Origin of the sequence: Nostoc sp. JL34 (genome assembly GCF_017114945.1) — a bacterium.
Classification (GTDB): Bacteria; Cyanobacteriota; Cyanobacteriia; order Cyanobacteriales; family Nostocaceae; genus Nostoc.
Window position 1 is genome coordinate 35,048 of sequence record NZ_JABXKQ010000043.1, and the last position, 23,947, is coordinate 58,994.

At 41.8% G+C, this 23,947-nt stretch carries 19 protein-coding genes; 10 read left to right on the forward strand and 9 right to left on the reverse strand.

The features are described 5' to 3' along the window. Window positions 1-78: 78 nt before the first annotated feature. Window positions 79-3,096 carry a GAF domain-containing protein gene (locus tag HWQ44_RS08100; RefSeq protein ID WP_292717276.1) on the reverse strand — a complete coding sequence of 1,006 codons (3,018 nt, stop codon included), beginning with the start codon at window positions 3,094-3,096 and terminating at the stop codon, window positions 79-81. 96 nt (window positions 3,097-3,192) lie between these two features. Here HWQ44_RS08100 and HWQ44_RS08105 point away from each other — a divergent pair, with 96 nt between their 5' ends. The 4 genes from HWQ44_RS08105 (at window position 3,193) to HWQ44_RS08120 (ending at window position 6,584) form a co-directional block, all read left to right on the forward strand. Continuing rightward, on the forward strand, window positions 3,193-3,594 hold the full coding sequence (locus tag HWQ44_RS08105) for a hypothetical protein (RefSeq protein WP_292717279.1): 402 nt from the start codon (window positions 3,193-3,195) through the stop codon (window positions 3,592-3,594). A gap of 225 nt (window positions 3,595-3,819) precedes the next feature. Continuing rightward, window positions 3,820-5,424, forward strand: a complete 1,605-nt coding sequence (gene murJ / locus HWQ44_RS08110; RefSeq protein ID WP_292717281.1) for a murein biosynthesis integral membrane protein MurJ — start codon at window positions 3,820-3,822, stop codon at window positions 5,422-5,424. Between the two features lie 152 nt (window positions 5,425-5,576). Further along, entirely contained in the window at window positions 5,577-6,089 is a 513-nt protein-coding gene (locus HWQ44_RS08115) for an outer membrane beta-barrel protein (RefSeq protein WP_292717284.1), read from the forward strand. 210 nt (window positions 6,090-6,299) lie between these two features. Then, window positions 6,300-6,584, forward strand: coding sequence for a hypothetical protein (locus tag HWQ44_RS08120; protein ID WP_292717287.1), 285 nt, complete (start codon window positions 6,300-6,302; stop codon window positions 6,582-6,584). Window positions 6,585-6,803: 219 nt separating this feature from the next. Here HWQ44_RS08120 and HWQ44_RS08125 read toward each other — a convergent pair whose 3' ends face one another. The 4 genes from HWQ44_RS08125 to HWQ44_RS08140 form a co-directional block, all read right to left on the reverse strand. After that, window positions 6,804-9,686 carry a DUF3769 domain-containing protein gene (locus HWQ44_RS08125; RefSeq protein ID WP_292717289.1) on the reverse strand — a complete coding sequence of 961 codons (2,883 nt, stop codon included), beginning with the start codon at window positions 9,684-9,686 and terminating at the stop codon, window positions 6,804-6,806. Between the two features lie 196 nt (window positions 9,687-9,882). Beyond that, window positions 9,883-9,999, reverse strand: a complete 117-nt coding sequence (locus HWQ44_RS08130) for a photosystem II reaction center protein I (protein WP_041566417.1) — start codon at window positions 9,997-9,999, stop codon at window positions 9,883-9,885. Between the two features lie 363 nt (window positions 10,000-10,362). Beyond that, a complete protein-coding gene (locus HWQ44_RS08135; protein ID WP_292717292.1) occupies window positions 10,363-11,058 on the reverse strand; it encodes a DapH/DapD/GlmU-related protein in 696 nt (231 codons plus the stop codon). A gap of 664 nt (window positions 11,059-11,722) precedes the next feature. Continuing rightward, window positions 11,723-11,851: a hypothetical protein gene (locus HWQ44_RS08140; RefSeq protein ID WP_256091202.1), complete on the reverse strand. Its 129-nt coding sequence runs from the start codon at window positions 11,849-11,851 to the stop codon at window positions 11,723-11,725. 606 nt (window positions 11,852-12,457) lie between these two features. Between HWQ44_RS08140 and HWQ44_RS08145 the strand changes: the two genes are divergently transcribed. Further along, window positions 12,458-12,781, forward strand: coding sequence for a hypothetical protein (locus HWQ44_RS08145; RefSeq protein WP_292717308.1), 324 nt, complete (start codon window positions 12,458-12,460; stop codon window positions 12,779-12,781). 554 nt (window positions 12,782-13,335) lie between these two features. Continuing rightward, window positions 13,336-15,900 carry an alpha-glucan family phosphorylase gene (gene glgP, locus HWQ44_RS08150; RefSeq protein WP_292717311.1) on the forward strand — a complete coding sequence of 855 codons (2,565 nt, stop codon included), beginning with the start codon at window positions 13,336-13,338 and terminating at the stop codon, window positions 15,898-15,900. Window positions 15,901-15,951: 51 nt separating this feature from the next. Here glgP and HWQ44_RS08155 read toward each other — a convergent pair whose 3' ends face one another. Further along, window positions 15,952-16,722, reverse strand: coding sequence for a DUF429 domain-containing protein (locus HWQ44_RS08155; protein ID WP_292717314.1), 771 nt, complete (start codon window positions 16,720-16,722; stop codon window positions 15,952-15,954). Window positions 16,723-16,873: 151 nt separating this feature from the next. Between HWQ44_RS08155 and HWQ44_RS08160 the strand changes: the two genes are divergently transcribed. Together HWQ44_RS08160 and HWQ44_RS08165 are read left to right on the forward strand one after the other, a co-directional pair. After that, window positions 16,874-18,133: a glycosyltransferase family 4 protein gene (locus tag HWQ44_RS08160; protein ID WP_292717317.1), complete on the forward strand. Its 1,260-nt coding sequence runs from the start codon at window positions 16,874-16,876 to the stop codon at window positions 18,131-18,133. Between the two features lie 180 nt (window positions 18,134-18,313). Then, window positions 18,314-19,180, forward strand: coding sequence for a calcium-binding protein (locus tag HWQ44_RS08165; RefSeq protein ID WP_292717319.1), 867 nt, complete (start codon window positions 18,314-18,316; stop codon window positions 19,178-19,180). A 268-nt stretch (window positions 19,181-19,448) separates the two neighbouring features. On the opposite strand, the gene HWQ44_RS08170 is transcribed toward HWQ44_RS08165, so the two are convergent. The 3 genes from HWQ44_RS08170 to HWQ44_RS08180 all read right to left on the reverse strand — a co-directional run bounded on the left by HWQ44_RS08170 (window position 19,449) and on the right by HWQ44_RS08180 (window position 23,186). Beyond that, window positions 19,449-21,233 (reverse strand): tetratricopeptide repeat protein, encoded by a 1,785-nt coding sequence (locus HWQ44_RS08170; protein ID WP_292717321.1) that lies wholly within the window; start codon window positions 21,231-21,233, stop codon window positions 19,449-19,451. Then, the gene (locus HWQ44_RS08175; RefSeq protein WP_292717324.1) at window positions 21,223-22,515 is read right to left on the reverse strand and encodes an ATP-binding protein; all 1,293 of its coding nucleotides are present in this window, start codon (window positions 22,513-22,515) and stop codon (window positions 21,223-21,225) included. The genes HWQ44_RS08170 and HWQ44_RS08175 overlap by 11 nt, the downstream gene beginning before the upstream one ends. A gap of 500 nt (window positions 22,516-23,015) precedes the next feature. Then, window positions 23,016-23,186, reverse strand: coding sequence for a hypothetical protein (locus HWQ44_RS08180; RefSeq protein WP_292717327.1), 171 nt, complete (start codon window positions 23,184-23,186; stop codon window positions 23,016-23,018). A gap of 177 nt (window positions 23,187-23,363) precedes the next feature. Between HWQ44_RS08180 and HWQ44_RS08185 the strand changes: the two genes are divergently transcribed. Together HWQ44_RS08185 and HWQ44_RS08190 are read left to right on the forward strand one after the other, a co-directional pair. After that, window positions 23,364-23,534, forward strand: coding sequence for a hypothetical protein (locus HWQ44_RS08185; protein ID WP_292717330.1), 171 nt, complete (start codon window positions 23,364-23,366; stop codon window positions 23,532-23,534). A gap of 48 nt (window positions 23,535-23,582) precedes the next feature. Continuing rightward, the gene (locus HWQ44_RS08190) at window positions 23,583-23,732 is read left to right on the forward strand and encodes a hypothetical protein (protein WP_292717333.1); all 150 of its coding nucleotides are present in this window, start codon (window positions 23,583-23,585) and stop codon (window positions 23,730-23,732) included. Window positions 23,733-23,947: the final 215 nt, after the last annotated feature.

The following is a 23,947-nucleotide window of genomic DNA, read 5'->3' on the forward strand; positions in this document are numbered from 1 at the left end:
TGTACGCCCCTACCAATGGATCTGTACCAGGTATTTGGTAAAATAGTATTATTTAGAATTGTCAAAAATCAGTCGCCTCTAATTACCACTGGGAATTTCAATTAAAAACTCTGTTCCTTCTCCTGGTTTAGAGGAACACTTAATCTGACCATGATGTTTTTCAACTATTATTTGATAGCTGATAGACAATCCTAACCCTGTACCTTTACCTGGTGCTTTGGTGGTAAAGAAGGGGTCAAACATGTGCGATCGCACTTCTTCTGGAATCCCAAGACCATTATCAGCTATTCTAATTACAATCTGGTTCTGAACGGCTTGCGTACTAATCCAGATGGTCAAAGGTATTTTCGGACACGTTTGCAATAACTTCAAATATCTTTGCTGTATAGTGTTAAACTTTTCCTCTAATGCATCAATACTGTTACTCAAAAGATTCATAAACACTTGATTTAATTGTGCTGGATAGCATTCGAGCAAAGGGAAAGTACCGTATTCTTTAATAATCTTAATAGCTGGACGTTCAATGTTATTTTTGAGTCGATGCCCTAAGATTAGCAAAGTACTATCCAAGCCTTCATGAATATCTACGGGCTTCAATTCAGCTTCATCTGTACGAGAAAAGTTACGCAGTGATAGCACAATTTCACAAATCCGCTCTGTTCCTAGTTGCATTGACTCAAGGGTTTTGGGTAAATCTTCAATGATAAAGTTCAAATCAGTTTTGTCAATTTGCTCTTGGACAGTTGGCAACAGTGAAGAGTTTTGTTGGTAAATTTTCACTATCTTTAGCAGTTCTTGAGTATATTCATTTAAATGAATCAGATTGCCAAAAATAAAACTGATGGGATTGTTGATTTCATGGGCAACTCCAGCAAGTAGTTGTCCTAATCCTGCCATCTTTTCACCCTGAATTAACCTGGTCTGAGTTTGTTTTAATTCTTGCAGAGTTTGAGTCAGTTCTAAGGTTTGACGTTTAGTTTGTTCGAGTAATTCTGCTTGTTGAATCGCAATTCCTAATTGCACCCCGACTTGAGCCAGTAAATTAATTTCTTCCTCTTTCCAATAACGCGGTTGCGAATTTTGATAAGCAACTAATAATCCCCATAATTTTTCACCTTCCCGAATCGGAACAAAGGTTTCGTTACGCGGAAGTTCGTTATCGTCATCTGTGTCCTCAAAAGTTTCTATAATCATTGGTTGGGCTTGTACAACAGGTTTCCAACCATCTTTAAAAGAATCTGCTACAAATTTACCGCTCCAATCCGGGTTGAAGCGGTAGATTGCAATTCGCTCGACTTCGAGCAACTCTCGCACAGCTTGAGTAGTGGTTCTAAAAATAGTTTTAATATCGAGTGACTGGCGGATTTTATCAATTGTTGCAGCCAGCAGTTCTTGCCGTTCCATTGCTTTCTCCCGTTCAGTGGCTTCTGCTAACTGGACAACCTGCATTTGAACTTGCTTTAAATAAGAATCCTGTTTTAATGCTACTCCCAATTGCTCGGCTATTTGACTAGTAAATTCAATTTCAGAGGGTTGCCAATAACGAGGAGCGGTGCATTGGTGAATACACAGCAATCCCCAAAGTTCACCATTTTTCAATAGAGGTGCAACCAGATTTGCCCGCACTTGAAATTTTTCTAGGATTTGGACGTAGCAACCGGGAAACTTTGCTTGATGAATGTCAGCGATCGCATTTACCCGACCTTGGGCGTAAAGGTGTGCAAAGTTTTCCCCGAAGCAATAATCATAAACTTTTTCTGCTATTACCGAGTTACATTCAGGTACAAAATCCTCAGAAATAAATTCTCCTTCCCAATCTTTTTGCGGGTCAAAACGAAAGACTGTTACTCTGTCTGCTTGCAACATTTGCCGGGCCTCGGTGACAGTAGTCTGGAAGATTGTATCTAAATCTAAAGACTCCCGAATTCGAGTAATCACACTAGTTAATGTCTTTTGTTGCTCTGCTTGGTACTGAGCGTATGCCAGCAACTTATGGTGTCGGACTGCTACCCCAATTTGTGTACCAATTTTGAGCAGTGATTCGACTTCATAAGATTGCCACTGTCTGGGTGAGGTATTTTGGTAAGCAGCGATGATTCCCCAAAGTTGATCTCCCTGGAGAATAGGGGCAGTTGCAAAGGCTTTTGCCTGAAATTGCTCTAACAGGGTTACGTGACAGTCTGTTAATCCAGCTTGATAAATGTCATTGACGGTAAATGTCTGGTTATTAACGTAACGTCCCCCTTGCGTTTGTTGTAAATAAGTATCAGCGATCGCAGGCTGAACGCCAACTAAAGGAGTCCAGCCTTCAGCAAATGATTCAGCAACAAAGTTACCACTCCAATCTGGATTGAAGCTAAATATGGCAACTCGATCAGCTTGCAGCAGCTTGCGTATTTCTTGAGTTGTGGTTTTAAAGATGGTTTCAATATCAAGAGGTGAGCGAATTTCATCGACAATCTGAGCAATTACTTGGTCGCGCTGAACTGCTTGAGCTAATTTTGCGGCTTGCAATTGAACTTCATGGAGATGCCTCGCTTGTTGAATCGCTACGGCAAGATGGTCAGCAATTTGACGAATAAATTCAATTTCTGATTCTTTCCAGTCACGAGTCTCACTGCACTGATGAATGCAAAGCAATCCCCACAGTTCCTTGTCTCGCGATAGAGGAACAACAAGATTGGACTGTACCTGGAATTTACTCAAAATTGCCAGATGACAATCACTCAGTCCCGCCTTGTAAATATCTGCTATTGCTTGGACTTCACCTTGTTGATAACTGGAAGTAAATTGTTCTCCAAAGCAGTGATCGTAAACTTTTACTGCCATTGCTGAGTCCCAGCCAAGTGCAACATCTTCAGAAACAAATTCTCCCTCCCAGTTTTGTTCACGGTTGAACTGGAAGACTGCTACTCGGTCAGCATTTAGCAACTGTCGCACTTGTGTAACGGTAGTTTGAAAAATTGTTTCTAAGTCAAGAGACTCCCGAATCCGCACAATTACACTCGCCAAAGCCTTTTGTTGCTCTAGTTGCTCTTGAAGTTGAGCGCTTGACAAGAGAAGTTGATGTTCCGTGAAATTTGAATTGGGTTCCATTGCTCTGGATTATGTCGTTTTTATACAAAGGTTCCTGACACAAAACTTCATAGGGTTAAAGGGTGTCAAAAATATGACAAACTGTAAATTTTTACAGTGTTCAACTATTTCCCAGAAGACGGTTATGAGAGAAGGCAGGAGGGAGAAGGACGTTCAGCGATCGCTCAGTCGAGCCGCAGAAGACAGGAGAAAAGAAGTATGAATGAAAACTTTCCTTCTCTACGAGAGGCTGCGCCAACGACAAGCTCAGGAACCATAGTGCTGGGTGATTACCCAGTTGAAATAGAAGATACTGGTGCAAGACGTGCAGCCCGAGATATAAAGCTTCCACAGCCTAAGTCCCACGTTTTTAAGAGTGGGTTACTCCTGCCTCCTGATTGTTATAGTTCCCCTTTCTTGATCTATCCTCGTAATGGGTTAAAAAATAATTTTGGCTTGTCCACAACAGAGGAGATGACTAAGTTAGTGTTGCCCAGGCAAATCAGAAAAGCGATCTGACCCCTTTGGAATCGGGATCTAACCAACTTGCAATTCGCTGTATCATAGCAATACTCAGGAATTTAATTTTAAGCGTAGGCGTAGCCCAAAGTAGACATCGCTCCGCCAATGCAGGGGCGAAGGGGTTTAAAATTACTAATTTATCAAAATTTACCTGACAGACTGCGGGATTTCAGGTTAAATGTTTTAAAGTATGCACTCTGCAAGAGTTGTCGGGTATTATTCGTGACACAACAAGACCAAAAACCCTCTCGTTCTTTCGCTGGAATTGCTGGCATTGTTGCCGCAGCCACATTAATTAGTAAAGTCTTCGGTTTAGTACGGCAGCAAGCGATCGCTGCCGCATTTGGTGTTGGTGCTGCTGCCACTGCCTATAGTTATGCCTATATTATCCCTGGCTTTCTATTGATCTTACTCGGTGGCGTAAATGGACCATTACACAGTGCGCTCGTCAGCGTTTTAGCGAAGCGGCGGCGAGAAGAAGCGGCTCCCCTAGTGGAAACTGTGACAACGCTAGTCGGTGGAGTGCTGTTACTAGTGACAGTTGCTCAGATTTTCTTTGCGGATGCGATCGTTGATATAGTTGGTCATGGTTTGGAAGAGACAACCAGAGCGATCGCCATTCAACAACTCCGCATTATGGCACCGATGGCTTTATTTGCCGGTTTAATTGGCATAGGCTTCGGTACTCTCAATACAGCCAATCAATATTGGTTACTCTCCATTAGCCCTTTATTATCCAGTATTACCGTTGTTGGCGGTCTTGCTATCTTGGCAATGCAACTGGGCAAGGACATTATTAAGCCGGAGTACGCTTTAATCGGGGGAATGGTATTAGCTTGGGGAACTTTGGCAGGAGCAATTCTCCAGTGGTTAGTGCAGCTAATTGTCCAGTGGCGGTTAGGGTTGGGCACATTACGCCTGCGGTTTGAGTTTAAATCCCCAGGCGTTCAAGAAGTTATCAAAATCATGACTCCGGCAACAGTTTCCTCTGGAATGATGCCTATTAATGTTGCCACTGACCTTTATTTTGCTAGTCCTATCCCTGGGGCGGCGGCAGGATTTAACTATGCCAATCTATTAGTCCAAACTCCCTTAGGGATTATTTCTAATATCATTTTACTGCCTCTATTACCGATATTTGCCAAACTTGCTGGCCCCGAAAATTGGCCAGAGTTAAAATCACGCATTCGCCAAGGACTGCTACTCACTGCTTTTACGATGTTACCGCTAGGGGCACTGATGGTGTCGCTATCAGTACCCATTGTGCAGGTGGTATATGAACGCGGTGCTTTCAAGCCAGAAGCCACACAGCTAGTTTCATCATTGTTAGTGGCTTATGGAATTGGGATGTTTGTCTATTTGGGACGTGATGTCTTGGTGCGAGTATTCTATGCTTTGGGCGATGGACAAACACCTTTTCGCATCAGTATTTTTAATATCTTGCTCAACATCTTATTAGATTGGTTTTTCGTTAAACCTTTTGGCGCTCCCGGTTTGGTGTTAGCAACAGTGGGTGTAAATTGTAGCTCAATGTTAATGCTGTTATGGTTGCTTGATCGCAAACTCAATGGTTTACCTTGGCGTGAGTGGAGTTTGCCGATTCTGGGTTTGGCTGGTGGTAGCGTGCTAGCTGGGGTAGCAAGCTATGGAACTTTGATTGGTTCTCAGCACTTGTTAGGTAAAACGGGTTTACTAATTCTGGTGTTGCAGTTGTGTGTATCTGGCTTCGTAGGGCTTGTGGTGTTTGCTGCGATCGCTTCATGGCTGAAAATACCAGAGGTGAATATATTTATATCTCGTCTACGTCAGCGTTTTTTGAAGAAATAACTGTTATTTGAATTTTTCAGTTGTTACACCCAAGTGTGTGAGAAATAATTCAGCCACTTGGGTGAACCAAGTGTGCGAGGTTACATTTTGTAAAAAAAGAGATTCTAGTACTAGAGAAGATTGATTTTACTAACTCTAGTGAGAATAATTCTATGAAATTTACAAAATTAGCTGCCTCTTTCCTTGCTGTTGCTTCCATTGTCCTCTCAGCCGGCATTGCATCTGCTCAAACAGCAGGTACTAACGGTAACTACATCGGTGCTGGTGTTGCTGTTGGTGCAACCAGTGGCGGACAAGGAAACGATGAAGCACAAATTGGTGGTAATATTCAAGGACGATACGCCGTTCCCAATGCCCCTGTTTCACTGCGGGGTTCTGTGCTGTATGGTGGTGATGCTGCTGCAATTATGCCCATAGTCACTTATGATGCACCCATCGCCAAAAATACTAACGTTTACTTCGGTGGTGGTTATTCTTTTGTAACTGACGAAGGTCAAAAAACCCCATTGGGCAATCGGAATTCACCTGTAGTCACCCTTGGTATTGAATCAGAAGTTAGCAAAAATGTCATTGCCTACGGCGATACTAAATGGGGTATTGACGCTTACAGAAATAGTGATGCTGATGCCGTCAGTTTCCAAGCCGGATTAGGCTATCGTTTCTAGTGATTACGAGCTAGAAAACGGCTTATTCGGAAGTTAAAGCAATGATGTTTACCAGCCGTAATAGTAATTCATTCTTTCATACCTGAGTATTCATATTCAGGTATGAATCATTTTTTTTGATGATTTTGATAAAAAATGATATTGGCTAGTATTGATACTTTCTCTTAAAGTGAAATGAGCAATAGCGAATATACGTATAAGATATTACTGATGAAAAAAATTAATTCCATTCCAGAAATAGTTGGTGAAACAACTGACGTGGAATCTTGGCTGATTCGAGCGGGGCTAAGATTTTCTGACTTAGGTAATGATGCCGCAAGTATTGCAATCCGTAAGCAATGGCGAGAGTACCAAGCCGCAGTTCACAGATGCTGTGTAACTCTACACCAACCACCATCACGTGTTCAACTAAGCGGCGACTATGCCAACTTGAGAATACCTGGTGGTGCATCAACCAATTCTGCGATCGCCTGTCGAGTTGTCCCAAGTCCTTAGACTGGGTAAAAGAGAGAAAATCTATAGCAGTCTGCTTTGATTTCTGAATTTATTTGTATAGGCAGGCAATATGATGTGCTTTTTAGTTGCATAGTTCAAATGGCTAGAAAGACGCAAAGATATGGGGACACGGAGATCCGCAGATGCAATAATATAATAGGCATTTTTCCTCCCCTGTCTCCCCTACTTATCCGAACCGTATCGACTCAGCACGATTCATTAATTACCCTGTTGCACACCGCCCACTACTGGCTTAACTTCCGAAAATGGATCAGTGCCACCACCCCAGTTAAAATCACTAATTCGGATGCTGAAGCCGCCTAACTCCAGCACCGGATTGTAACGCAAGGTGATGCCATAGGTGCGACGGCTATATTCCAAAATGTAGTCGGTACTAGATTCTTTACCAGTATCCAAGTTAACAGATGTTTGAAAACCTAAGCGAAAAGGGCCGTAGATTTGCTGTGATATTCCAGCCGTCAAAACTTTGTTGTCAACGGAACGGTCAAACAAAAACGGTGATAAACCGTTATTTAAGCCTTGAGAGAAAATGATATTAAAGGCGGTGTAGTCTAAAAAAGGTCGAGAAAAATGACCAATTTGCCCTACTAAGCCAATTGTACCAGTTAAGGTGCTTTGGTTATCACCATTGCTGTAATAACTGGTAGTGCCTGTGAGTCCAGCGATCGCTTGCAAGTAAGGAACTACAGGGCTAGCCGTGTATCGTAATCCCTCAGCAGCAGTAGGTGGTAATGGTTTTCCCCGCCATAGCAACACCCCAGTATTTAGGGCAACGCTGCCTTGTAAACGACCTAGTGAGATGCGATCGTTTTCTCGGACTGGTTTTAGCAAGTCTTGGCGATCGGTGTTGGCATCAATATACTGGGCACTTCCCTGGTAGCTGAGGTTGATGCCACTTTTTCCTAAAGGAATCACCGGAGAGGTAATAATGCCGCCAAAACTGCTCTGGACAGTTTGAAAACCCAGAGTACCGTTGTAGAGACGATCGCGGTAGTTATATTGCACATTCAATGTGTGGGGAAGGGAACTGCCTAATATCTGGCGTAATCCCAAATTCACTCGCAAATTTTCTTCCACGTTGTTCAAGTTAAAACTAGTTAACTCCCCAGTTCCCTGAACTACCGTCCGTGGACTCAAAACAGAATTTATCTTGGTCTTCACACCAAACAGTGCGCCTAAGTCACCCGTGCCTTCTTGCACAGCTCTCTGTACGAATAACTGGGGCGTGATCGTCAAGCGTGTCTGCTCTGTATCGATCACTGGAAAGCCACGCTCAATATATAAACCACCCCGCTTATCTCCATCATAGCCAGGGGAGACTATTGCAGGTGTCACGTCCCGCTCCCGGCGGTCAATAGTCCGCTCATTCAGCGGAATTGGTAAGGAAATTCTTTGATCCAATACTAAACGCTGCTTCTGTGTCCTGATGCGGTCTACCAAGGGTGATTCTCGCGTCAAAGTTACTTTATCTGCGCGTAATTCTAGTTCTGGGGGCGAAAAAGGATCGTTGGTGATGCGGACATCGTTTGCTTGCCAGCCTTGTGGGTAGAAGTCAATGTGTTCAGCTTCAAACCTGAGCCGATTCACTGCACCCCCTGTTTTCTGGGGCGGGATGTTGCTAGCATCTGCCTGACCACCAAATGTCAGATCAATTCCTCCAGGACTGCTCACACCGGAAACGGGCTGATTGGCTCTAATGCGATCGCTTGGCGGACGTTTTGGGACTCCACCAGTACTTACATCGGTGGGTAAAAAAGCAAAATCAGTTTGTGCTGAGGGTACGTAAATTTCTCCTCGACCATTTTCCAGTTCCCCACTATCTTGAACAAAGTTATAGGTAAAGCGTTGTCCACGCAGTATCTGATCGCCCCGTGTTAAAGTGATGTTGCCTTCCCCCGCAGCGATCAAGTTGTCCAAATTTACTTGCAAGCGATCGGCATCCACTACCGCCCCATCAAATCGCACAACTACATTACCTACAGCTGTAATAATTCGCCGTTGCTCATCATACTCTTGCCGATCTGAAGTGACTTCTACAATTCTCGGCCCGGTTGGCGGCGTGCTAGCTGGCGCAGTTGTACCAGATGGTTGAGCTTGTGGCTGATTAGTGGTATTTACCTGTGGTGTAGGCGTTGGTACTTGAGCTTGTTGCTGGACTTGGGACTTGAATTCTACAGTGATGGGCGTTGAGAGTTGGTTTGTCGGTTTACGAGACTTGAATGTTATAAAATTTTGTACTGATTGAGAACTCGGTGCAAGATCAGCAGCAGATACAGAGATATTGTCTCTTTTTGGAGACTGTTGTGCAGTAATATCACGTTGCTGTTTTTGTTGGGTTAACTTCTCAGCTAAAATTTCCGCCTTGGATTTGCCTAACTTGTTGCTGTTTGTGACAACTGGGGCAATTTGAAGAGGGCGCGGAGATTGAGCGACAAGGGGATTTGGAGAAACTCTATAGCTAAAGCTAGAAGAGTCCAAAAAGGTTTGTTTTTCTGCACCACTAGAGGTTGGATCTAGCGATCGCTCACCGAGTTGTTGAGAAGGTTCACTTTTTGCGTGGTCAGAAGCCTCTGCTGCAACTTTTCTTGGCAACGCAGCGGTTTCTCTTTGCATCTCCCGTTTCCGCAGCGCCGATATGAGGAGAAGTTCCGAGCGCCGAACTCCGCCACTAGGACTTGTCTTTGTGTCTTCTGTATTTTGGCGATTAGAGGTTGTAACTTCCGGCGTGGGATAACCAACGACCAGTGGCTGCCCCAAAAGCGCAGCAGTTGTAGAACCGATGAGTGGCGAACTTTCCGGTGGGAAGGTTTCTGGTGAATAAGGTACAGAGGAAGTTTCGGCAACTACCAAGTCATCTTGAGTTGAGTTGATCGGAGTTGGCAATGAAGGATCACTCTTGGAGTTGCCCACTATTGCCAACTGAGGCAAATCCTTTGGCTGCTTGGATTTATCTGTTTTTTCGTGTATTCCAGTATCTACACCTGAAAGAAACTGTGTATGACTAGCAGATGAGGTGGGATTTACAGGTTGTAAAGATTCAACGATAGGAGGCGGAGCGGGTGGCAGAACTGGATGAAGCATAAGTGAGCAAAATCGGGCTAACAAACAGCCAAATGACGAAGGGAAGGATAAACTATACATTTTGCCTTCCGACTGTCGCCTTCTGCTACCTACAGCAAGCTACCTGGAGGAAGAAACTTACTAATTTTCGCTTAGTAAGTTTCCGTGGCGTTTAGTATTTTCCGCCTTCCAAAGTCGCGGATGATTTATCGCCCTTTTACTCTAAGTCCCGACGGCCGGGGTTACGAGCTGGATCGTTCGACAAAAATCCGAAGATGAAGATAGTTACGAAGAAGGCAACAACAATATAAACAGCGATTTTTAAAGTCAGCATAGAAATATCTCCAACGGGTAAAACAAAGAGAGCTTTTTTTCAGGATCTGCCATGCAGAAAACACAGCTACTTTATATTACCCAAATCTCGTCCCTTTTTTAGAGGACTCTGGGGACTGAGGATTGGGGACTGGGGATTAGGGATTGATAGTGCCTATCCTACACTTATTGAGAATAGTGCAAGATATCGTCTGACTTTTAGATGCCCTTAGGAAATAACTCAGAGAGTGTTTACTCCTGTGACGTTGACTAACGGTAAAGGTTTCTAAAAAAAAGGAACAGGTTACAGGTTACAGAAAATAATTACTATCCCACTAGTCCCCAGTCCCCAGTCCCCAGTCCCCAGTCCCCAATCCCCCATTTCTCAGCTTGAAGCTTTGGCTATATCTTTGCCAATTCGGTTTTTGATTACTCGTGCAGGTATGCCTACAGCAACCGAGAAAGGAGGAATATCTCTATTGACAACTGCTCCCGCACCAATAACACTGCCTTTGCCAATAGTAACGCCATCTAATACTGTTACTCCATGTCCTAACCAACAATCATCCTCAATCACAATTCCCTGGCGAGTAACACCTTGGTATTTAATCGGCTCCATCGGATCGGTAAAATTATGATTATTGGCATATATCCCTGAGTGGGCAGCAATCAAGCAGTGTTTACCAATTCTAATGTCTCCTGGCCCCTCAATAGAGACATTAGGAGCAATGAAGGTGTCTTCATCAATATATATAGATGTATCTTCCAAAGACCCTATATCAACATTACGCTCAATAGCAACTCTATCTCCTAGATGAATTCTATTATTTTTGTGACCTCTAGCATCCATCCGCACACCCTTGAAAATATAGACTCCACTGCCTATCTCAATACAAGAAGTACCGTTAAATTCAACACCATTTTGAATATATACTGGGCTGCCTATCTGGGCAAAAATACTCCGATATCCAAAATTACGCAACTTTGGGCCGAGAAAAAGTGTCGGAATATCTCCTAACACTGTACTTACTAAAAGTTCTTGCACGCGCTGCAATTTTGAAAAATATTGCTCGTTCTGCATGGCTACATATCTCTTTAATCAATTGTTGTTGACAGTGTTTAAAGTTGTTTTGCCTGTATCCTAATCTTCTGCCAATACCAATAAGCTCTGTGTGTATTAATACATGAGCTAATATAGCAGGATCACCAAAATTTCCCAGGATTTTTAGATGGTTTTCCAAGATTTGAAAAACCAGACTCTGGCTTTGACTATGCGAGCAATTCTTGAGGTTAGGTGTGTAGAATTACTCAAGTAATATGCACAATTGCGTTAAGTCGCTAGAAGTTTTTGTACTATATGTACGTAAAGCTTTGGCTTCTTTTTCACAAAATCAATTAACAAAACAGTTTCAGTGCATTGCCGAGTCAAAACTCAGACTATTAAATTGTCTGATGGGAAATTGGCTGGTAAAGATTAGGCTACTGTTTTGGTTTTCTGGCAAATTTGAAAAGCTTGCTACCGCTAACAGCACTCCTAAAATAACTAGGGATAATGTTGTTTGTCTTGAGGTTATTTTCTCTCAAGCGGTTTTAGTCTTTTGAAACAACTCAGTTCCACAAGCTATCTGGCAACAAAAAATACATTTAACTAGACTATATTCAAAGTTTAGATAAAATTTCTGCCTAGCATGACAATGTAATTATTGTTGGATTTTTCTGGGTATTTTTGCCCAAATAAAACCCAATTAGGGTGGATTATCTCCCACATCAGCCATCACATTGAAGTTAACCATCGGTGCAAACAAGTAAGCGCTTCCCCGACTGCTATGACGGCTTTCTTGCAACGAATTTCTAGAGTATGCTGCTCCAATCATGTTGCACACGGATGATTTACAGACTAGCCAATTCACGTTTGTAATTACATGAATGGTTTTTAATAACAATTGTTTTTAACGATAACACATTTTATTTTTAGTGGAACATTCTCATTAAATAAGTTGATTTTCAGGTTGCTTGTTGATGAGAATGGTAGAAATTAAGTTACCTTTTTTACTGGTGCGATGCCTACGGCGGACAAAGTCTACGCTACTCTAAAATAATTTGAGACACTTAGGTTAAATCCATTGAGTCCGATGAGTTAAAAATGCTGTAATAATTAGCATTTTTGTCCATATTTTTACCGTTGCTCATCCAAGTAATTTTATGATTGGGTGTTAAACTCAGAATGATATCTACTATACTTGTGACACCCTATTCTTGAAAAAGCTAAAAATTTTCCTCTTCCTTATTACTTATATCTAAAAATTTGTAAATCACCCATTCGGGTGAGCCAAGCGGGTGATGCGTGCTTGGCACTACTTATTATAAATTTTATTGAAAGAAACCTAAAATTTAGCTTAGTTTCCAGGAGAAGTCCACAAAATAACATCCAATTGCCCAAATTGAGGTATCGGTTTTAACTCACACACTTGGTTCAAATTATGGCTTTAATTAAAGAAATTGTGCAACAAGCTCTAACTACTGGCTATCTAAGTGTTGTAGCCGAAGATCGACTGCGATCGCAGCTTCAAAGTAATTATGACTCAGAAGACCTAGATGCCTGGATCATTTTACAACGAGCGATTGCAGCAGGTGATGTAAAACTTGAGTCGCGCCGAAAAAAAGCTTCCCCCTCTCCTAAAGCCAAGGACACTTCATCAAGTATCAAACTTGCTTATCAAATGGCAGCGGAGATTGCTTATGCAGCAGCTGTAGCTCTGACAATGACAAAAAATACTAAAGATCAGCCTTCACTAGGTGCATAAAATAACACGTTACTAAGTCATGTTCCTGATTTAGCTTCAATATTTAATACCAAGTAGTTGCATAGGCGTAGCCCGCCGCAGGCATCGCTTTTCCTGGTTAACTGCTTGGTACGGTTTTCATGGGATTATTTATGGGGTTTCTCTTCTGCCTCCTACCTTCTGACACTGCAACTTTCCCAGCGTAATTTTATTAAAAAATAATTAAAAATTTAACTTTCCTGGACACAGCTATGGGGAATTTTCACCTTCAGCCATGACTCTAGAATTGATCCCCAGAAGCAATACTAAAATAAATATAAATTATTTATTCAAAACGAGATTTTTTTAAGTGATACATGCCAGTAAATGATTAAATCTTAATATACCAAGTACATGGCTCAGAGTAAGGCATAGAATTAGAAACACCTTGGTGTAAACTTTAGCAACGAGGTTAAAAATAATTCTCAATGCTTAACAAAGTCATCGCTTTTTCACAAACTACAGTATAAAGAATTGGCAACATTGGTAAAGAGAGTAAACAATAACCATAGCTAAACTTGGAGTTTTGCCAACCTATGCAGCCAATTCGTACATTTAACGTATCCCCTTCACTACCGCCGCGACTCGAACCACTACGGCGGCTGGCGCAGAACTTGCACTGGGATTGGAACGTTGAAACTAAAGATTTATTTCGTCGCTTAGACTCTGACCTATGGGAGTCTAGCCATCACAACCCGGTGTTAATGTTGGGTACTATCTCTCAATCGCGGCTTCTGGAAGTTGTCGAAGATGAAGGTTTTCTCGCCCAAATGGATCGAGCTGACCGTCAGTTAGAAGATTATTTGCAAGAGCGCACTTGGTATCAGAAACAACGGGAGCATAAACCAAAAGAATGCTACGCCTATTTTTCGGCGGAATTTGGACTTGTGGATTGTTTGCCCGTCTATTCTGGGGGCTTGGGCGTTCTGGCGGGGGATCACCTCAAATCTGCCAGTGACCTGGGGCTACCGCTTGTAGGTGTAGGTTTACTGTATCAGCAAGGCTATTTTGCCCAGTATTTAAATGCTGATGGCTGGCAGCAGGAACGCTACCTGATGAATGATTTTTACAATATGCCCTTGCATCTAGAGCGCAATGCCGATGGTTCAGAACTGCGGATTGCGGTAGATTATCCAGGACGCAAGGTATATGCCAGAGTTTGGCGCGTACAGGTAGGAACTGTGCCCCTATATTTGATGGACACCAACATTGAACCCAACAATGTTTACGACCACGACATCACAGATCAGCTGTATGGTGGCGACATCGATATGCGTATCCACCAGGAAATCATGCTGGGGATCGGTGGTGTGCAAATGCTCAAAGCTTTGGGGCTGAAGGTCACTGCCTACCACATGAATGAGGGCCACGCTGCCTTCTCTGCCCTAGAACGCATCCGCTTGCTGATTCAGGAAGAGGGACTGAATTATCCCCAAGCTAGACAGGTGGTAGCTTCCAGCAATATCTTTACCACCCACACGCCAGTACCAGCGGGAATTGACTTGTTTGCTCCCGACAAAATGTTGTACTACCTGGGGTACTATGCAGAGATATTTGGATTGCCTAAAGAGCAGTTTTTAGGACTGGGGCGTGAGAATACAGGCGATTTATCTGGGCCTTTCAGTATGGCGGTGCTGGCGCTGAAGATGGCAACATTTTCTAACGGTGTCGCTCAACTGCATGGTGTAGTGTCGCGGCAAATGTTCCAGGGTTTGTGGCAGAAAGTGCCAGTAGAGGAAGTACCAATCGCCGCAATTACTAACGGTGTCCATGCTCGGAGTTGTGTGGCGAAATCGACTCAAGAATTGTACGATCGCTACCTCGGCCCAAATTGGTCATCAGCACCACCAGATAGCCCATTGTGGGAGCGGATGGATGCCATACCCGATGAAGAATTGTGGCGTAATCACGAACGCTGCCGCTTAGATATGATTTTGCATGTGCGAGAGCATTTGGTCAAGCATTTGACCGATCGCGGCGCTTCTGCTTCCGAAATTATCCAAGCCCAAGAAGTTTTAGATCCTTACGCTTTCACCATTGGCTTTGCCCGGCGGTTTGCCACCTACAAACGCGCCACCCTCTGGATGCGTGATTTGGATCGCATTAAGCGGCTTCTGCTGGCTAACAAAGACCGGAAAGTGCAATTCGTGATTGCTGGTAAGGCACATCCCAAGGATATCCCCGGTAAAGAACTGATCCGCGATATCAATCACTTTATCCGCGAACAACATTTAGAAAAACAGGTAGTGTTTGTTCCCAATTACGACATTCACATATCTCGATTGATGGTTGCGGGTTGCGATATCTGGTTAAATACACCGCGTCGTCCACGGGAAGCCTCTGGTACTAGCGGCATGAAAGCGGCAATGAATGGCTTGCCAAATTTAAGTGTACTAGATGGTTGGTGGGATGAAGCTGATTACGTCCGCACAGGCTGGGCAATTGGACATGGAGAGAATTACGACGATCCTAACTACCAAGATGAAGTAGAAGCAAATGCTCTCTACGAGTTGTTAGAGAAAGAAGTTGTACCGCTATTTTATGAACATCGCGATACTGATGGCTTACCCCGTCCGTGGGTTGCCAAAATGAAGGATGCAATTCGGTTGAATTGTCCATTCTTTAATACAGCGCGAATGGTAGGAGAATATGCACAAAGGGCTTATTTCCCAGCCAGCGATCGCTATCATACCCTGACTGTTGATAACTATGCCCCAGCTAAAGAACTAGCTGCTTGGAAAGCAAAACTGGGCGAACACTGGTTTAACATCAGAATCAAAGATGTTGACGTATCAGCAGCTTCAGACATTGAGGTGAACCAAACCGTTGCTGTCAAAGCCAAGGTTGACTTGGCAACTTTGACCAATGATGATGTGCAGGTGGAGCTATATCAAGGGGCGATCGATGCCAATGGTGAGATTGTCAACGCTGTGCCAGTGGTGATGGATTACCAAGGTGAAGATGCACAGCAATTGAGTATTTACACAGGTAATATCATCTATACTGCTTCTGGTTTGCAAGGTTTATCTTTGCGTGTATTGCCGAAAAATCCACACCTGGCTAATCCCTATGAACCAAGGTTGATTGCTTGGGCAGAGTAAGAGTGTTGAGTAGTTATTGAATACTCAAAACGAGGCGTTGCTAATTTAACTTTAGCAACGCCTTTTATCTAAAATTCTTTGGGGGATGACAATGTAGCCAGTGGTGCGATCGCCTAATACTAAATTACGTTGTTCTCCCCAATACCACCAGTATGCAGCAACATAAGCGCAAACTAGGCTATCTAATTTATCTTCGGCTGCTTTGAGGGCTGCGCCTGTAGTGGGGATTTCAAGAAGGAACGTAGACGCACCAGTGACTTGCCGTAGGCTACCGCAGAGACGCAGAGGAGGTGAGAGGAAGGGGAGGATATCAAGAAGATAATTTTGGAGTTTGACTAGTTCTAGGCGACGCTCACTGAGGCGTCCTTTTTTGTATTTGAGGATGCGTTCTAAGTTGAATAGATTAACGATTGCTGGGTGGGGGAAGACTTCTATTTGATATCTGCTGAGTTTTTGGGGTTCAATGGTGGGGGCATGTGCAAAACCGCGTGATTCTAATTCTAAACCAAAGTTGATGGTGCGATCGGCGAAGGGTAGGTTTTGATTAGCTGGGTAGCATCCCGCATGATATTTGCCAAAGTACTTGTGGCTGAGTTTGTCGGGGAGGCGACTGCCGTTAGCGTTGGGTATGAGGGTAGGTGCATCTACGGCGATGATGGCTGGTTCACTTGGTTGTACACTCTCATCGACCCAGGTGAGGATGTCTGCAATGGCTTCTTTGCGGTCTAGATCAACTAGTTGTAGTTGTCCATCTATCCATTCTAAACAGCATAGTCCACTTGGTTGCGATCGCCAGCCTAAATCAATGCCAATAAATTTCATAGTAATAACACGAACTTGCGATTATTTTCGCATTATCGGGCAACTATTTACCTAAATTTACTTGCTAAAAATCGTGATGAATAATCTTATAATCTTAGGCAGCTTGTCTTAATTTATTTTATCTGGCAATAAGTTAATCAAGATTATTCCAATGAAAATTTTATTTTTACATCCCAATTTTCCCTCACAATTTCGCAACCTAGCGATAGTTTTAGGTAAAGATCCTAATTACCAAGTGGTCTTTGGGACAAATCGTCGGGAAGGGGAAATACCTGGCGTTTATAAAGCTATTTACACTCCTTCTCGGGAAGCGGCTCCCCAAACCCACCACTACGTTCGCAGCCTAGAAAATGCTGTTCTTACAGCTCAGGCTGTTTATCGCGTAGCAGAAAAATTAAAAGCTGAGGGTTTCGTTCCAGATATAGTTTATGGTCATTCTGGTTGGGGGCCAACTTTATTTATGAAAGATGTTTTCCCCAAAGCAGAATTATTGTGTTATTTCGAGTGGTTTTATCAGGCTCATGGTTCAGATGCAGATTTTGATCCCAATGAACCGCTGAATGCTGATGATGAATGCCGCATCCGCGTGAAAAATGCGCCGATTTTAACTGATTTATATAGCTGCGATCGCGGTCTTTCTCCAACGAATTGGCAGCGCCAGCAGTTTCCCAAAGAATATCATAGCAAACTGACTGTAATTCATGATGGTGTTGATACCCAATATTTTGTCCCCAAACCAGGCGCAAAGTTAGTTTTACCAAGAATAAATCTGGATCTTTCCCATGTGGAAGAGTTGGTAACTTATGTGGGACGCGGGATGGAACCTTATAGAGGTTTTCCACAGTTTATGGAAACGGTGGCGCTACTTCAACAGCGACGACCTAAGTGTCATGTGGTAGTTGTAGGAGAAGATCGGGTGGCTTATGGGAAGAATCTCCCCGATGGTAAGACTTATAAACAATTAATGCTAGAAAAGTTATCTTTGGATTTATCGAGGCTGCACTTTACAGATAGACTTCCTTACAATGAATATCTTCAGGTTTTACAAGCTTCTTCTGCTCATGTTTATTTAACCCGTCCTTTTGTATTATCCTGGTCAATGTTAGAAGTAATGGCAGCAGGATGTTTACTAGTAGCTTCTAGAACTCCGCCAGTATTGGAAGTCGTACAGGATGGAGTAAATGGACTGTTAGTAGATTTCTTTTCTCCCCAAAATATTGCTAATAGGGTTGAAGAGGCGCTGAATCATCCTCAGGAGATGAATGCAATTCGTGCGAATGCGCGAGAGACAATTTTGAAGCGTTATGATTTAGCGAAACTATTACCACAGCATTTGCAATGGATGTTAGCTGGCAAAAGTTCTGATAGTTTGAAAAAGCGCCCACATTCTAAAGGTTTTGGCAGAAGTTAAGTAAGTAAGTGTGAATAATTAAAGTTTTTTACCATAGCAATCTGAAATTATTCCTGAGAAACAAGATTCCTGATTTCTTTAACAAATCAGGGATCTGCGGCTTGCAACGATCGCAAATCAAATAGGATTGCTATACTAGACAATTTAATTAATTTTACAAAGAATAAATCTATAGCTTCAATGCGAATTATTTTTACTATTGCCCATTTTTTCAAACCTAGCAATGAGGGTCGTCATGCTTCCCAACGTAAAAACCCCCAAACCCGCTTGCAGGCGTTAACTAAAAGCATTACTGCCTTACATCAATTATTTGACAAATCTCAAAGTATTATCAACATTGCTCAACGACTAGCTTTGCCTGCTAATCAACCGCAGTCTCATGAACTAGATATTGTTATTTGTACAACTAAAAACGATCATCTTCTAAATCAGCTTCCCTTACCATCCCATTTATATAGGCATCATTCTAGCAATGCAGAACCTCTACTTTTGGGGTTTGAGTGCCAAGCTGTTCTGCAAAATTGTCTTGGTGAATATGATTACTACTGCTTTCTTGAAGATGATCTAATTATCCATGACCCTTGGTTTTTTATAAAATTAAACTGGTTTACTCAACAAGCGGGTGATTTAAATTTGCTCCAGCCACATCGTTATGAAGTCTCCTCCCACGGTTTGGTTCACAAAGCTTACATTGATGGGGATTTGGCTTTAAGAGTAACTGCTCCCTTTCAAAAGGTGCAGGAGCAAAAAGAATTAAAAGGTACAATTATGAATACACCAATTACCTTTTGTCGTGCCCTCAATCCTCACGCTGGTTGCTATTTTTTAAATGCAAATCAGATGGCTCAATGGGCTAATCAAACTTATTTTTTTGACCGAGATATTAGCTTTGTTGGGCCTTTAGAAAGTGCTGCCACCTTAGGAATTATGAAGACATTCCGAATTTACAAAACCTCACCTGAGCAAGCAAGTTTTTTGGAAATTCAGCACTTTGGAACAGGATTTCTGGGACTAATTGGTGGACAGGTGGGTTTAGCAGAACGATAAATCGAATTTAAGAACTTGCTGGTTGTGAACAAGATTAATGCGATCGCTATTTATAAAGGGTTTGAAGTTCTGCTAGAGTTTGATATCAAGTCCGGTTAATTACTTCGGATTATTTATAATTTGTGCATGTTTTGTCAATCTTTGTATTATTAGTTGTCGATAATGTTTTATCTTATCCATTGTCAAATCTCTTCCTGTTTAGGATCATAGACTATTAACTTAACTTGGTAACGTTGAAGGGCGTTGGACGAAGGGTAGTTGAAAAAATTTATGTAATGCGATCGCACTCACCATTATTCTGCATTAGTGCGGCAAGTTTTTCTAGATTTTGACGAGCAGTAACACTACGAAGATGATTTTCACCCCAGACTCGCTCCCAAATAGCTAAAGCTTGCAGATAAAGGGGTTTTGCTTCGCTGTAACGTTCTGTTGCACGATAGATTTCTGCTAAATTGTTGAGACTTTCGGCAACATTGGGATGATTTTCTCCCAATAGATGCTTATCAAGTTCTAAGGCTTTTATACATAAGAGTTCTGCTTCATTGTAACGCCCCTGCTCCCTGTACATATAACCAAGAGCATAGATAGTATCTGCTAAAAGTGGATGCGCCTTTTGCAGTAAACGCTGCTTAAGTTCCAATGATTGCAAAAACACTGCTTCGGCTTGATCGTAGCGTCCTTGAGCGCGGTATATTAAACCTAAATTGTGCAAATCTGTTGCAACATCAGGATTCTCTTCTCCCAAAAACCGCTTATCTAGTTCTATTGCTTGTTGCGACAACGGTTCAGCTTCACTGAAACGTCCTTGATGATAATAAAGTAGCGCTAAATTATTCAGAATGAGAGCGAAAGAAGGATGATTTTCGCCAAGCAGACGTTTTTCGAGTTCTAATGATTGCAGATACAAAGGTTCTGCTTCATTATAACGTCCTTGCTCATCATATAGTAGTGCCAAATTGTTCAGACTGGCGACAACATCGGCATGATTTTCTCCTAACAGGCGTTTCCTCAGTTCCAAAGCTTGTTGATATAGGAGTTCCGCTTTACTATATTGTCCAGTAGATTTGTAGAGTCCTGCCAAATTATTGAGACTAGTAGCAAAAGAAGGATGATTGTCTCCTAGCAGGCGTTTCCTTAATTCTAAAGCTTGTTTATATAAAGGTTCGGCTTCGCTGTAGTTTCCTATTGCACGATATATTCCTGCTAAATTATTGAGGCTAGTAGCTAAATCTATCTGCAAACCTAATTCATTTTGTAGTTCACTTGCTTGACGCCAATACTTAATTGCTAATTCCTGTTCTTCTTGATAATTTTGAGATTCACCCCGTTCTAATCTGCTGCGGTAAATATCACCTAACCTTGAATATAAGGTAGCCAAGGTGGGATCTTTAGTTCCCTGTTCCTGTTCTACTTTCTCGATTAGCCTTTGTAAATCTTGAATGGGCAAGAAAAAACGATTATTTTCATTAGTATCTGTGCTGGCTAATTCTGTATCTCGAAAAACAAAGCGGATATTTTCTAGTTCTTTACCAGGAATAGCATTTGTCTTTTTAGATTCAAATCGGAATACACCATTGCGCCAACTCCAAAAATCAGGAGCTTTTTTAATCAGGTTGACTAAAATTTGGTTAGTTACCCAAAGTACAATCGCAAAAGGAAACTCGCGTAATCCTTCCCTTGTCCACTGTAAATAACCAAAAAATTTCTCCTGTTCCGATTGCTCATTTCCCAATCTGAGAAAATAAAGTTGTTCAGCACCCGTCACAGTAATCACCGCCAGGTTCTGCTGACGGAGATATTCTTCTTGTTGTACTAGTTGGTTAAGAGCAGCTTTTAGGCTCGGTTCGTGATGTGCTAAAGTTACTCGATAGGAACGGAAGGTGGATTGTAATTCGGCTTCATACTGGGCAATAATCTCATCACGAAAGCTAGCATCATCGCAAACTGCAATCAGTAAATTTAATCCCCGTTTTTGAGCTTCAATAGAGACAATTAAATCATCATACGCATCTTGATTTTCTCCCTCATCATCTAATAATTCTTCATTTAACATTAATAGCTCCCTGTCTTCTCAAGCTTTCGATAATAATTGGATGAACATCATACCAAGTTTCATCGGTGCGATACTCTAGAACATACAGCCCATGTAACAAATCTAAAAACTCTGCTTGTTTGGGATCATTGGGCATAAATTGTTCATACACACTCTGCAAAATATCGATATCAGTCTTTCCTAAGCGGATGGAAAAATCATTGCGGATTTTATTGATTGCTTGAAGGAGAATTTTATCATCAATGATAACTTCGGCTGAGGGATTTCGCCGGATCATCCGCAAACAAATGCGGCAACATTCTTTAGAGATCCGAATTAACTCTCGCAATACACCACCACTGTAAATCACAATTTTCTCAGCAGTTTCAGCCGCGATTAATTCACTGGGAATCCGCTTTTGTAAAACTTCACCGAGAATCTTGGTTGCTTCCAAACGAGGTTGGGCATTAGGAAAGCGATTTTTACCTTTGTCAAAAATTTTTAATACAGGCATTGCTACAACCTGATCGTTGGTTTCTGTGGTAATTATTGTGCTGATAAATGTTTCCCGAAGGACTGCGATCGGGATGGTGTAAATAATTTGAAAGTTAGGTTGACAGAGAGCCTTAATGTTATCTCGATAAATTTCGTTAACTCTTCCTAAGTCAAGTTTATCTAAATCATCAATAATTACTAAAACATTTTGTTGAGTTGCAGCTTGAATTAGAGCAGCAATTTCATTAATTCTGGCAACTAAATCTGATAACTTGCGTTCAAATTCTTGCTTAATTTCATCCCGAACACTAGCATCAGCTTTTAATTTAGAGCTAATCAACTTTAAAAGGTCAAAACCTATACTAACTTCTGCTTGCAAATTGGATTCTTCAGTGCGAGTGCGGGTAGCGAACCATTTATAAAGAGCTTCTTTAGTAGATTGCGGAATATCAACTTTGCGTGCTTCTGCCTCTGTCATCAAATTAACTGCGATCGCAAACAGTATATTAATATGATTAACCGCCGACATTTCAATTTTGTCAGCAATAGAAAACAGAACTACAAAATATTTATCTTGAATTTGTCGGCTAAATTCAGCTAACAAAGTAGACTTACCACATCCCCGATGTCCTGTAAAGACAATTTTGCCATCTCCATTAGGACTATCTTCTACTAATTGGTTCAGGTCTGCAATCAAATCATCACCATATTCGACTCGAAATCTTTCCATTTCGTTCCGTTCCATCAACGGAAACAGTTCGAGATTGCTGTATGCTTCTTGAAAGGAGTTTAATAAGTCTTCAGACATTAGAGAGTGCCGTAAACGTGCTAACTATTCATATAATGGCTCATGATTTTTGAAGCACAAGTTTAGCTCATGTCTAGGATAGAGTATGCCTACATAATTTCTCAAATCCCGTTAATAAATAACTACTAGGTGAGTGGTATGTTATGTCTTAAAAAGAGATGCTCTAATACCCAAAATTCAACCTATCAATAAGTAACAGAGGTCAATAATCAATAAGACTGAATGATAGATTATACATTCGATAATTCAGACTGAATGATAGATTATACAGATAACATCCTAAAAGCTACTTAACACATAAATAAAATAAAATTTTTAGTTATAAAAATAAATTTTTAGTGTGCTTCGTCTCATTCCCCTCTAGCCGATGCGATGGTAGCTGTTGTTACTATTAGTTAGTAGTCTGTCAAGAAATAATTGACGAGTACATTCTCTGTAGAGACGGCGATTTATCGCGTCTCTCTAACGTGTCAATTTTTTAGACGCGATAAATCGCGTCTCTACATGAGATAAAGCTCTGCGACATCAAAACCAGCTTTTGTGACTTCAAAACTAGCTTTTGTGACTCCAAAACTAGCTTTTGTGACTTCAAAACCAGCTTTTGTGACTTCAAAACTAGCTTTTGTGACTTCAAAACCAGCTTTTGTGACTTCAAAACCAGCTTTTCTCAACAAATTTCAGCAAATATACCCGCATCTATCTAGTTGGCTAATGCCATCCAATGCTTTTATAATTCTGTAACTTCACTGTGGCTGGTGCATCTGCTTATTGCGTATTTTGATGATATATAAATAACTCAGTGTGTAAAATCGGGGTTATTTATAAATTAATCCAAACAGGAAAATTATATGACGCAACGGAAACGAAACTCCATGTCACTAACCAAAGCTGAACGACGGATTGAAGGAATGCAGACAATTAACCCTCAGTTAGACTTTAGTAATGGGTTTTCAATTGCTACTTACAACATTAAAGTAATTGAGTTACGAGAGAAGCTAGCCGCTTATAATCAAGCATAAACAATAGTAGATAAGACACACAATGCATTAATAGAAGCAGAACGAGAGTTGAATACTTATTCTGAGCAGATGCTATTGAATGTTGCATCTCGCTATGGCAAAAATAGTGATGAGTATGGGATGGCTGGTGGAACGCGCAGGTCAGACCGCAAGAAACCACGCCCAGTAGTAAACCAAACAGTGACATCTGTGAAGTAATTGTTTGGACTCGCCGCTTCTTGATACAATGGAATGGTGCGTTGTTACAAAGCACAACGCACCAATGACGATTGAGATGCTGAGTGCGATCGCAAATAGACTAAGGATATCCTCAAACTCTAAATCATAATTGTAGGTTGGGTTAAACGAAGTGAAACCTTACAGCACTTCCCGGTGTTACGAGGTACAATAACAGCAATTAGCAAACCAGTTTT